The sequence below is a fragment of the Billgrantia aerodenitrificans genome, assembly GCF_021404405.1.
Classification (GTDB): Bacteria; Pseudomonadota; Gammaproteobacteria; order Pseudomonadales; family Halomonadaceae; genus Halomonas; species Halomonas aerodenitrificans.
In genome coordinates, this window is the sequence record NZ_JABFTV010000001.1 from 13,661 (window position 1) to 25,358 (window position 11,698).

Genomic DNA, 11,698 nt, shown 5'->3' on the forward strand with positions numbered 1-11,698 from the left:
TGTCCCTGGCGCTGGCCCGCGCAGGAAGGGGCGGTATCAGTAGAGCAGGGTGAACAGCTTGCGCCGGTAGGTGACGGTCAGCGGATGCTCGGCGCCAAGGGCGTCGAACACCCTCAGCAGGGTCTTGCGTGCCGCGTCGTCGTCGTAGGCGCGGTCCTTGCGCATCACCTCGAGCAGCCCCTCGAGGCCGCTTTCATAATCGCCATCGGCAATCTGGCGCATGGCGCGCTTGAAGCGAGCCTCGCTGTCGTCGCGTCCGGCCAGGGCGGCCAGCTCCTCGTCGCTTGGCGCCCCCTCGCGGAACTCGATGCTGGCGCGCACGCCACGTGCCGGGGCGGCGTCCCGCTCCTCGGGGGGGAGGTTGTCGAGCAGGGCGAGTGCCTCTTCGCCGCGGCCTTCCACCACCAGCGCCCGGGCCAGCTCTACCTGATAGGGGTAATGCTCGGGGTTCTGCTGCATCAGCTGTTCATAGATGGCACGGGCCGTGGCGGCGTCGCCCTGAGCCAAGGCCTCGGCGGCCTGCTCTTCAGGGCTGGCCGGCGCATCTTCCGGTGCCGGAAAGTAGCGCGCCAGCCACTCGCGGACCTCCTTCTCGGGCAGCGCGCCCTGAAAGTGATCCACCAGCCCGCCCTGGCTGATCAACTTGACGTCCGGCACCGAGCGCACGCCGAGCTGGGCGGCGATTTCCTGATTCTCCTCGATATTGAGCTTGGCCAGGATGAAGGTGCCGCGATATTCGCGAGTCAGCTTCTCCAGTATCGGCATCAGCACCTTGCAGGGCTGGCACCATGGTGCCCAACAGTCGAGCAGCACCGGCACCTGCATGGAGAACTCCAGCAGCTGCTGGATGTTGTTGCGGTCGACGTCGATGATCAACTGCTCATCGCTGGGCGCCGCCTGGGGCGAAGGTGCTGAGGTGTCTTGGGGCGCCGTCAGGGGGGCGCCGCTGCGAGGATCGACGATGGACATGGCGTTGGCCTTGCGCAAAGAGGTGAGTTCGTTCGAAAGATGCGGGTAAAGGCGTCGGGATTCAAGAGGCTGAGGCGTACGCTGGCTGCGCGTTGGTCAGTCTGCAACGGTGGGCGCGGCATCCCTGGCGGGGCTGTGATAGTCTCGTGTTCGTCCGGTCGAATCGGGGCCGGGCACCCCAGACATGAGGATCCATGGGATGGCAACGTACCGACTGAACGGCGATAGCGACCTGATCGACAACCCATCACCTCGCTGTGCATGCATGCTGGTGCTGGATACCTCCGCGTCGATGTTCGGCCCGCCGATCCGTGAACTGAACGCCGGCGTCCAGGCCTTCATCTCGGCCATTCAGGAGGACGACATGGCGGCCTGCTCCGTCGAGCTCGGCGTCATCACCGCCGGTGGCAAGGTCACCGAACAGTTGCCTTTCACCACGGCCATGAACATTTCCCAGTGTCGGCAGTTCACCGCCTCCGGCCTCACGCCGCTGGGCGGTGCCATGGAGCTGGCGCTCGATCGCCTCGAAGAGCGTACCGCGGCCTACCGCAAGGCCGGTGTCGCCTACTACCAGCCCTGGCTGGTGGTGATAAGCGATGGCGTGCCCACCGATCAGTGGCAGGCCGTTTCGGCCAGAGCACGGGCCCTGGCCCAGCAGCGCAAGCTGGTGGTGATGCCGGTGGGAGTCGAAGAGGCCGACCTCGAGGCGCTCAGCGCCTTCTCCACGCGCCCGGCCAAGCGCCTGGACGGCCTGAAGTTTCGCGAGTTCTTTCTGTGGCTGTCGGCCAGCATGAGCCGTGTCTCGGCCTCCTCTTCCACGACCGAGCAGGTCAAGCTGCCACCCACCGATAGCTGGGACAGCATCTGAACGGATATCGAGGCGCATGCGCGACGAGATGACGGCAACAGGCACTGACTTGACTACCGCCCGCCCGGCCAAGGTTCGATAATGATGGCAGGCATGGTGGCGAAGGAGGTCGAGTGGTGACGCCCGCTTTGGTGGTGAGGGATTCGCAGGGCAAGGAGCGCCGCCTCGGCAAGCGCCTGGAGCGCGGTGGCGAGGGCGAGATCTTCGCCCTGCGCGAGCGTCCCGACGTGATCGTCAAGTGGTACTACCCAGAGGTGCTCGACAGGCGCGGCGAGGAGCTGCACCGCAAGGTCGAGGCCATGCGCATCCTGCGCGACGCCCACATGACCCGCGACGTGTGCTGGCCGCTGATCCGCGTCTTTGACGAACGTCATCGCTGGATCGGTTTCGCCATGTACCGGGCGCGCGGCGTGAAGATGAGCTTTCTCGCCCACGCCTTGCTCTATCAGCGCTATTTTCCCGGCCTCGACCGGCGCCGGATCGTCGGCTACCTGATCCGTTTCGTCGAGATCGTGCAGCAGATGCACGAGGCCGGGGTGTGCATCGGCGACTACAACCTCAACAACGTGTTCTGCGTGCCCTCATCCGACCAGGTCACGCTGATTGACTGCGACAGCTACCAACTGCGCCTCGACGGTACCTTCTATCCCTGTCCCGTCGGCAGCCCCGACATGACGCCCAAGGAGCATCAGGGCGTCTCCTTCCGCCATACCATCCGCACGCCGCGCAGCGAGGCCTTCTCGCTGGCCATCGTGCTGTTCAAGTGCCTGATGCTGGGGCGCCATCCCTACGACATCGTCGGCGGCGACGACCCGGTGCGTAACCTGAGGCGCGGCAACTTCGCCTACGGCCGCGGACAGCGCGATGTGCCTCAAGGGGTCTGGTACGACCTCTGGCAGGCACTGCCCGACACCCTCCGCGACATGTTCGTGACCACCTTCACGGTGGGGGCCGACGCCCCCATTCAGCGGGCCACGCTGCCGCAGTGGCACGCGGCGCTGAGCGACTATCGCGAGGCGTTGGCAGCCGGCAAGCATGTCGTGCACCTGGCAACGCCCGGCCGACCCCAACGTTCGCAGGTACTGCATGCCCGCTGAGTTACCCGCCTTCCCGAGTGAGAGCACATCGTGCTGGTCGACTCTGGCCGTGGCCACGGCCGGACTGAGCCATGTGGAGAAAACGCCGCCCATGCCCTGCCAGGACGCCGCAGGCGGGGTGGCGGCGCCGCGCCCGGCGCTGGTGCTGGCCGATGGCGCCGGCAGCTCGCCGGCCTCGGATCTCGGTGCGCGCACCCTGGTCAGTGCCATGCTGCGGCTGGCCGATACGCTGGAGACCCAGCTGGCCTGGCTGCTCGATGGTCGCGAAGCGCCCACGGCCGATGCCGTGGCGCAGCTGGCCGGGCTGCTGGTGCGCCATGCCAAGGGCACGCTGCACGATCGGGCGGCCGAGCAGTGCCGGCCGGTGCGCGACCTGCGCTGCACGCTGCTGCTGGCGCTGATCGGCCGCGAGAGACTGCTGTGGCTCAAGGTGGGCGATGGCGAGCTGGTGCTGGAGCGCGCGGTGCCGGTGAGCGCTGCGCAAGAGACACAGGACGCTGTGGATGAGGAGGCCGAGCTGATGCCCAGACTCTGCACGCTGGGCGAGCGCGGCAAGGGGGAGTTTGCCAACCAGACCCTCTTCGTCGATGAACGCCTGGCCTTCGAGCAGGTGCAGTACGGCATCGAGACGACGACGGCTTTGACCGGCATCGCCCTGATGAGCGACGGCGCCGCCGAGAAGCTGGTTGCCTTCGACGGCGGGCAGGTCTCAGGACAGCTCAGCCACTGGCTCGACGATCTGCGCCGGGGCAAGCTGCGCCAGCGCGACCTGATTCGTCGCTTCTACAGCGAGAACTTCTGCCGCGGCACCAGCGGCGATGACCGCAGCATAGCGTTGGTAGCGCGTGATCTGCCTTGAAGCATCATGTTTTCTAACGGGCAATATAAAGCCGAGGCTTGTGGCCTCGGCTTTCGCATCGGGTAGCGGCGGCTGCTGACCCTGAAGGGAGAGCGAACCGACGGTCGTCGGTTCAGCGCCCGTGCGTGCAATGAAAAACCGAGGCTTATGGCCTCGGTTTTTTCGAACTTGGTTGCGGGGGCCGCTGACCTTGAATCGAGAGCGAGCCGACGCTCGTCGGTGCAGCGCCCGTGCGGGCAATAAAAAACCGAGGCTTTTGGCCTCGGCTTTTTCGAACTTGGTAGCGGGGGCCGGATTTGAACCGACGACCTTCGGGTTATGAGCCCGACGAGCTACCAGACTGCTCCACCCCGCATCAACGTGAGGCGAATTCTACGCTTTTTCTGTGCTGTGTCAAGGTGGGGGACGTTGTTAGTGCAAGCGCAGCGCATGTGTCCATAATCATTAGGGAGCAACTTGAAGGCGATGCCTTCTGCCAGCATCCTGTTGTGGCTGGCCTGCTGCGCCAGGCCAAGCACTGCGAATACAAGCGTCATGAATCAGGGAGGTGGAATATGACTCAATCAGCACCCGTAGCGTGGGTCACTGGCGGAACCGGGGGGATCGGTTCGTCGATTTGCCGCGCACTGGCGGCAGCGGGCTACCACGTGGTGGCGGGATACCACAACCCGGAGAAGGCCAAGACCTGGCTCGAGACCCAAAAGGCCGATGGATTCGACAACATTTCCTTGTCAGGTGTGGATCTCACCAGCTATCAGGCGTGTGAAGCCGGAGTCAGGGAGATCGAAGAGGCCCACGGGCCGATCAGCGTTCTGGTCAACTGTGCCGGCATCACGCGCGACGGCACGATGAAGAAAATGACGCCCGAGCAGTGGCACGAAGTCATCGATACCAACCTCAATACCGTATTCAACACCTGCCGCAGCGTCATCGAGGGCATGCTCGAGCAGAAGTATGGGCGCATCATCAACATCTCCTCGATCAACGGCCGCAAGGGTCAGTTCGGTCAGGTCAACTACTCGGCGGCCAAGGCCGGCATGCACGGCCTGACCATGGCGCTGGCCCAGGAGACCGCTACCAAGGGCATCACCGTCAATACCGTGTCGCCCGGCTACATCGCCACCGACATGATCATGAAGATTCCCGAGAACGTGCGGGAAGCGATTCGCGAGACGATCCCCGTGAAGCGCTACGGCACACCGGAGGAGATCGCCAGACTGGTGGTATTCCTGGCCGACAAGGAGTCGGGTTTCATTACCGGCGCCAACATCGACATCAACGGTGGCCAGTTCATGGGCTGAGGGAGTCGGCAGGATTGAGGGAGGCGTGGGCCTCCCTTTTTCGTGTCCGTGCGCAGCGGTCAGGGCGGCGGCAGGCGCGTCAGGCGTGCCAGCAGCGAATCGAACTCTCCCACCTCGCGCTGCCACTGCTCGGGGGAGACCGGCCCGGTGGCCAGCAGGTTGCGTAGCACGATGCGGACTTCTTCGGCCTGACTCAGGTCGCGCCCCAGGCCTTCATTGAGACGCTCGACCTGAATGGCCAGGCGCAGCGGTTCGTCATGCTGACTGACCCGCCCCATGGCCAGCAGTGAGAGGTGCACGCGCAGGCGCGCCAGCTGTTCCTGAACCTCTTCGGCGGAGGGCGGATTTCTCCTGGCGGCGTTACGCTGCTCATGCGCACGGCGCATGTCTTCGGGTAGCGATGCGGCGGAGTCGAGGGGGACCTCGGTCATGACGTCGTTCTCGAGCCAGTCGGCATCGGCGCTCAGGTGGGCATCGAGTAGCGGCCGGAAGGCCTGCCAGCGCTGTACTTCTTCCACCACGGCCAGGCGTGCCAGTCGCTCGCGCCGTGTGCGCACGATGCCGCTCCAGCGCCGGCGCATGCCTTCCGTGCGGCGCCCAGAAGGGAGCGGCTCCAGCGCCGTGGCATGCTCGATCGCCTGCTCCAGCACGTGGCCGTCGCTGGAGCGGCTGGGCTGCCAGGCGTCCAGGCGGTCGATGAGCACCTGCATGTCGTCCAGGCGCTGACGCGCCTGCTGGGCACGGTCATCGCGCTGAGCCTCACGCATGGCAAAGATCTGGTCGCAGGCTGTGCGGAATTCGCGCCACAGCGTCTGCTCCTCCCCGCGCGGCGCGCGACCGAGCTCGCGCCAGAGCTGCTGAAGCGCCTTGGCTTTCTCGGCCCGTGTGTCAGAAGGCATCTTTTGCTCGATGAGAGCGTGCGCCTCGTCGACGAGGGTGCGCTTGGCGTCGGCGACTTCCTTGGCGCGCTGGTCGATGAGTCCCTGCAAGGCGAAGCGAATGCGGCCGAAGCGTCGTCCGATGGCCTGCGCCTGATCGCGCGGCACCGGCGAATGGCGACGCCACTCTTCACGCGCCTGGTCGCGGATATGCCGCAGGGCATCCGGGTCGGCATCGTTGGCAGGGGCGTCGAGCAGGGCTTCGAGCTGTTCGCACAGGCTGGTACGCGCCTCGAGATTGCGTATCCGTTCCTCGGCCTGCCGTTCATGCCAGGGTGCCAGGCGCTCGTGTATGCGGTCGGAGGCGCTGCGGAAGCGCTCGGAGAGCTCGCGGCTGGCCGCGGCATCGCCCAGCTCCTTCCAGTCTCTCACCAGTTGACGGTGGCGGCGGTCGAGTTCGGCATCCGTGATGCCGTTGTCGTCGGCCAATTGGTCGATGGCCTGACACAGCTGCTCGCGCTTGGGGCCGGCAACGTAGCCACGCCAGTCGCGCAGTTCGGCCAGGCGAGCGCCGAGCCGCTTGAGCATCGCTTGATGCGGGTGCAGCTTCGCCGAAGGCAGGGTGTCGGCGCGGTGTTTCAGGCTCTGGTGCAGGCGACTGGCACCCTTGAACTCGCCGCGATCCAACAGTCTTTCGAGCTGCTCGAGGTCTTGGGTAAAGCGCGCGAGCCGCGCCTCCTGTCCCTCTTCCGTTGCATGCTCCTGGCCTGCCAGCAGCAGCCGGGCACGGGTCAGCGGCGGCGGAGGTGGCAGCTCGTTCGGCCATTGGCAGGCTTCGACGGCGCTGGTCAGAGATTCGACGTCCTGTTCCTGCAGCGCCCGTTCGATGTCGGCGGCATGCGCTTCGAAGCGCTCCCAGGTCCGCAGCACATGGTCATAGTCCGCCAGAATCGCGTCATAGCGCTTGCGCAGCGCTGCGTCGGTCACGTGCAGGTCCGAGAGGGTCTGCCAGCGATTGGCCAGCAGGATCTTCTGAGAGCGCAGGCTGGCGATGTCCTGGCTGGTAAGGCGGTCGCCGCGTGGCAGGCCGGCAAGGCTCTCTTCCAGCGCTTCGAGCAGCGACTCGCGTGCTTCGGCGGCCTGCTCGCGGCGTCGGTCGGTCGCAGCGTTGGCGTGCTCGCGGGCCTCGTGATCCGAGAGGGTCTTGCGGCAACCCAAGCTGGCATCCTGGAAGCGACGCTCCTGTGCGGCGTCGGGCAGGTCGCCGAGCGCTTCCCAGGCACGCACCAAGTGGCGGAAGCGGCCGGCATAGAGGGGCTCCCAGGGCGCGCGGGCGTGGGCCTCCAGCTTCATCAGCAGACTTTCCCGCTGCTCGCGTGCCGCTGCCAGCGTGGCCGCATCGTTACGTAGTCGGTTCAGGCGTTCACGCGCCTGGCGCATGACCTGACGATCCCGGCGCGCCTGCTGGGCCAGACGCTGAAGGCCCTCTTCGCTGGTCACGCGGGCGGCTGCGGCATGGCGTACGGCGGCAATGCCGTTCTCGCAGGCCTGTTCGACCAAGTCCTCTTCTGCCGATAAACGCTCCACGGCGGCCAGCCGCAGCTGCTGGTTGTCACCCTCCAGGGCCACTCGCGAAAGTAGGACGCGGTTGTCGATGGATGCCACGTAGCGCAGGCGCTGGGAGAGGTCCAGGCTGCCGGCCTGCCCGGTGATCAGAGCGACCAGGCGCCCCAGCAGCTCGGGCTGATCCGGCTGGCGCTGCACCAGGGCAAGCAGGGTGTCGACCGAGTCGATCCTGTCAAGCGCCGCCCGGCGGACCGAGGCGTCCGCATCGAGGCACAGCGCTTCCAGCGCCTGGCGCTGGTCGGGTCGAGCCGGGTCGAGCCGGGCGATGGCCTGTCGTCGAATCTGGGCATCGGGGTGCCGCCAGCGTGGGGCGAAGAGGCGGCTGAGGAATCCGGGCATGGGGCATCCTGAGATTGAGAGGCGCAGCGGCCAGGCTGCGCAGGCCGTTTTTATTGCTGTCGAGGTGGCGTCTTTCGACTAATGTATGTTATCTAAGCACGCGCCGCCGCTGTGGAAAAGTCCGTCGGAACAGCAGGGTGCGGGCAAGCATCGGTCAGTATCGGCAAATGTCGGCAGGCGCCGGAGGGCTGCGGCTGGCCGTATCACCAGTTGCAGGGGGGATGGGAGTCGCTTAGCTTTAGTCCCACGACCCGACAACACCCCAGTGGAGTCCGGCAATGAGCCTCAAAGTGGACAGGGCAGAGATGGCATTCACCTTCAAGGGGGGCATGCTGCCCATGACGGTCATGGAGTTGGCAAGCGCCGACCCCGAACGCATCCGTGAGCAGCTGTCAGGCAAGCTCAGCCAATCCCCCGCATTCTTTCAGCATACACCTGTCGTTCTCAGCGTAGAAAAGCTGGATGAGCCCCACCTGGCCCTGGAGCGAATCTGTGCCGTGTGTCGCACCCACAAGCTGTTGCCGGTGGCCGTGCGCGGTGGTGCCGATCCCGTCAAGCAGTCGGCCTGGGCGCTGGGGCTGGGCTGGTTCCCGCCCACCGATGCCACGCGGGCTCGCACGCTCGAGGAGGTGCCATCTACCGAAGCGCCGGCACCGGAGGCGGCGAAGCAACCCGGAGTGGCAAGCGGCGGTCGTATCTATCGCGGCACGGTGCGTTCCGGCCAGCAGGTCAGCGCTCCGGAAGGCGATTTGGTGGTCATCGGGGCCGTCAACGCGGGTGCCGAAGTGCTGGCAGCGGGCAGTATCCATGTCTATGGCGCCCTGCGCGGTCGTGCGCTGGCCGGCATTCATGGCGATACCGACGCGGGTATCTTCTGCCGTGAACTGCGCGCCGAGCTGCTCTCGGTGGCAGGCACCTACAAGCGTCTCGAAGACATCGACCCGCACCTGCTTGGCTCCTCGGTGCAGGTCGTGCTGCGCGATGCCCAGTTGGGCATCACCTCGCTGGTCTAGTCGCGCCGCGCTCTATTTTCGTCATCCATCGTCCATTCAAAGGAATGTGTAACTTGGCCAAGATCATCGTAGTGACCTCAGGCAAGGGAGGGGTCGGCAAGACCACCAGCGCAGCGGCCATCGCCACTGGGCTTGCGCTGCGAGGCAACAAGACCGTTGTCATCGACTTCGACGTGGGGCTGCGCAACCTCGATCTCATCATGGGCTGCGAGCGTCGCGTGGTTTACGACCTGGTCAACGTGATCCAGGGCGAAGCCGGACTCAATCAGGCCCTGATTCGTGACAAGCGAGTCGACAACCTGCACATCCTGCCGGCCTCCCAGACCCGCGACAAGGATGCGCTGACCTCCGAGGGCGTCGAGCGGGTGCTCGAAAACCTGGGTAAGGATTTCGACTACATCCTGTGCGATTCCCCGGCCGGCATCGAGCGCGGTGCCCAGTTGGCCATGTACTACGCCGATGAGGCAATCGTGGTCACCAACCCCGAGGTCTCCTCGGTGCGCGATTCCGATCGCATCCTGGGGCTGCTCGCCTCCAAGACGCGGCGCGCCGAGCGCGGCGAGGATCCGGTCAAGGAGCACCTGCTGATCACGCGTTACAACGCGGCGCGGGTCGATCACGGTGACATGCTCAACCTCGACGATATCCGGGAAATCCTGGCCATCGACCTGATCGGCCTGATTCCTGAATCCGAGGCGGTGCTGCGCGCTTCCAACCAGGGCGTGCCCGTGACCCACGATGACAACAGCGATGCGGGGCAAGCCTACATGGATACCGTCTCGCGTCTACTCGGAGAGGAAGTGCCGCTGCGCTTCCACGAGTTCCAGAAGAAGAGCCTGCTGAGCCGTATGTTCGGAGGAGGTCGCCGGTGAAGTTGCTGGAGTTTCTGAAGCGAGAACGAAAGAAGACCGCCTCGGTAGCCAAGGAGCGGCTGCAGATCATCGTCGCGCATCAGCGCAGCCAGCGTGGCCAGCCCGACTACATGCCGATGCTGGAGAAGGAGCTGCTCGAGGTGATTCGCCGTTACGTCCAGGTGGACGACGACGCCATCAACATCAGCCTGGACAGTGAAGACAACTGTTCGGTGCTGGAACTCAACGTCACGCTGCCGCGCAGTTAGACGGCGGCTGAACGAGTCCGGCTGCGACTCGCTAGTCGTACGAGCGGTGCCCGCTGCTTCCTCGGCTGAGTCGTCCGCGGGGCTGTGTTAGGCTGTGCCGCTCAGGACGCAGTCAGGAGACACCGCGCCCATGGCGAAGCCAGATGCCGCCCCGATGACCTTCCTGTGGCACGACTACGAAACCTTCGGCGCCGACCCGCGGCGCGATCGCCCTTCGCAGTTTGCCGCAGTCCGTACCGATAGCGATTTCAACGAGCTCGGCGAGCCGGTCGAGCTGTTCTGCAAACCGGCGGACGACTATCTACCCCACCCGCAGGCGTGCCTGATCACCGGTATCACGCCGCAGCAGGCGCGTCGCCGCGGTCTGCCCGAGGCGGAGTTCGCCGGACGTATCCACGCGCTGATGAGCGAACCCGGCACCTGTGCGTTGGGCTACAACTCGCTGCGCTTCGATGACGAGGTGAGCCGCTGCCTGTTCTACCGCAACCTGCTCGATCCCTACTCCCGGGAGTGGCAGAACGGCAACTCGCGCTGGGACCTGATCGATGCGGTGCGCGCTTTCCATGCTCTGCGCCCCGCGGGCATCGCCTGGCCGAAGCGTGAGGACGGCTCGCCCAGCTTCCGCCTCGAGGATCTGACCGCTGCCAACGGCATCGCCCACGAGGGCGCCCACGATGCGGTAGCCGACGTGCGCGCCACCATTGCCCTGGCGCGGCTGCTCCGACAGCGCAATGAACGCCTGTTCGATTACCTGCTGGCGCTGCGCAGCAAGCGCGAGGTGGCCAAGCGTCTCGATGTGCCGGGGCGCAAGCCGGTGCTGCACGTGTCGCGGCGCTATCCGGCCAGCCGCGGCTGCAGCGCGCTGGTGATGCCGCTGGCGGAGCATCCCACCAACCCCAACGGCGTGATCGTCTACGACCTCTCGGTGGAGCCTCAGGCGCTGATCGAGATGAGCGCCGAGCAGATCCGCCAGCGCGTGTTCGTCAGCAGCGACGACCTCGCCGAGGGCGAGGCGCGCATCCCGCTCAAGGTCATCCACATCAATCGCAGCCCGGTGATCCTGCCCGCGGCGGCGCTCAAGGACGTCGAGGGTCCGCGCCAGGGCGAATACGGCGAGATCGTCGAGCGTCTAGGGCTCGACCTGGCAGCCTGTCGGGCCAACTGGAAGCGCCTGATGGCCAGTCCCGAGGTTGGGGGCAAGGCCGCCGAGGTGTTCGCTCAGGCGCCGCCCGATGGCCCCCACGATCCCGACCTGATGCTCTACAGCGGCGGCTTCTTCTCCCCCGCCGATCGCCAGGAGATGCAGCGGGTGCGTGACGCCTCGCCCTGGGATCTGGTCGATGCGCGTTTTGCCTTTCAGGATCCCCGGCTGGAGGAGATGCTGTTCCGCTATCGCGCGCGCAGCTATCCCGACACCCTGAGCAGCGAGGAGCAGGCGCGCTGGGAGGCGTATCGCTGGGATCGTCTGAACGATGCTGCCGTGGCCGGTTTCACCCTGAGGGACTTCGCCCGTGAGATCGAGCGCTTCAATCAGGTGGCGCTGAGCGACCGCGACCGGGCGATTCTCGAGGAGCTGGTGATGCATGTGGAAGCGATGATGCCCGCTCAGGCCTTCGGCTGACGTACGG

10 protein-coding genes and 1 tRNA gene are annotated in these 11,698 nt (G+C 65.8%); 8 read left to right on the top strand and 3 right to left on the bottom strand.

The window, feature by feature from the left end; all coding sequences use genetic code 11:
- Positions 1 to 36: 36 nt before the first annotated feature.
- Positions 37 to 969 (bottom strand): tetratricopeptide repeat protein, encoded by a 933-nt coding sequence (locus HOP59_RS00105; RefSeq protein WP_026038343.1) that lies wholly within the window; start codon positions 967 to 969, stop codon positions 37 to 39.
- Positions 970 to 1,168: 199 nt separating this feature from the next.
- On the opposite strand from HOP59_RS00105, the gene HOP59_RS00110 reads away from it, so the two are divergent.
- The 3 genes from HOP59_RS00110 (at position 1,169) to HOP59_RS00120 (ending at position 3,793) form a co-directional block, all read left to right on the top strand.
- A complete protein-coding gene (locus HOP59_RS00110; protein WP_010630231.1) occupies positions 1,169 to 1,837 on the top strand; it encodes a vWA domain-containing protein in 669 nt (222 codons plus the stop codon).
- A 116-nt stretch (positions 1,838 to 1,953) separates the two neighbouring features.
- Positions 1,954 to 2,934, top strand: coding sequence for a kinase (locus HOP59_RS00115; RefSeq protein ID WP_010630230.1), 981 nt, complete (start codon positions 1,954 to 1,956; stop codon positions 2,932 to 2,934).
- Positions 2,924 to 3,793, top strand: a complete 870-nt coding sequence (locus tag HOP59_RS00120; RefSeq protein WP_234252348.1) for a protein phosphatase 2C domain-containing protein — start codon at positions 2,924 to 2,926, stop codon at positions 3,791 to 3,793. The genes HOP59_RS00115 and HOP59_RS00120 overlap by 11 nt, the downstream gene beginning before the upstream one ends.
- A gap of 278 nt (positions 3,794 to 4,071) precedes the next feature.
- Here HOP59_RS00120 and HOP59_RS00125 read toward each other — a convergent pair.
- Positions 4,072 to 4,148: transfer RNA gene (locus tag HOP59_RS00125), tRNA-Met, on the bottom strand.
- Between the two features lie 199 nt (positions 4,149 to 4,347).
- Here HOP59_RS00125 and phbB point away from each other — a divergent pair.
- Entirely contained in the window at positions 4,348 to 5,094 is a 747-nt protein-coding gene (phbB, locus tag HOP59_RS00130) for an acetoacetyl-CoA reductase (protein WP_234252349.1), read from the top strand.
- Positions 5,095 to 5,153: 59 nt separating this feature from the next.
- Here phbB and HOP59_RS00135 read toward each other — a convergent pair whose 3' ends face one another.
- Positions 5,154 to 7,937: a DUF349 domain-containing protein gene (locus tag HOP59_RS00135; RefSeq protein ID WP_010630227.1), complete on the bottom strand. Its 2,784-nt coding sequence runs from the start codon at positions 7,935 to 7,937 to the stop codon at positions 5,154 to 5,156.
- Between the two features lie 278 nt (positions 7,938 to 8,215).
- On the opposite strand from HOP59_RS00135, the gene minC reads away from it, so the two are divergent.
- The 4 genes from minC to sbcB all read left to right on the top strand — a co-directional run bounded on the left by minC (position 8,216) and on the right by sbcB (position 11,691).
- Positions 8,216 to 8,950, top strand: a complete 735-nt coding sequence (minC, locus tag HOP59_RS00140; protein ID WP_010630226.1) for a septum site-determining protein MinC — start codon at positions 8,216 to 8,218, stop codon at positions 8,948 to 8,950.
- Between the two features lie 53 nt (positions 8,951 to 9,003).
- The gene (minD, locus tag HOP59_RS00145) at positions 9,004 to 9,822 is read left to right on the top strand and encodes a septum site-determining protein MinD (RefSeq protein ID WP_010630225.1); all 819 of its coding nucleotides are present in this window, start codon (positions 9,004 to 9,006) and stop codon (positions 9,820 to 9,822) included.
- Entirely contained in the window at positions 9,819 to 10,070 is a 252-nt protein-coding gene (minE, locus tag HOP59_RS00150) for a cell division topological specificity factor MinE (RefSeq protein ID WP_010630224.1), read from the top strand. Before minD ends, minE begins: the two co-directional genes overlap by 4 nt.
- A 130-nt stretch (positions 10,071 to 10,200) precedes the next feature.
- Entirely contained in the window at positions 10,201 to 11,691 is a 1,491-nt protein-coding gene (sbcB, locus tag HOP59_RS00155) for an exodeoxyribonuclease I (RefSeq protein WP_010630223.1), read from the top strand.
- The last annotated feature ends 7 nt before the right edge of the window (positions 11,692 to 11,698 follow it).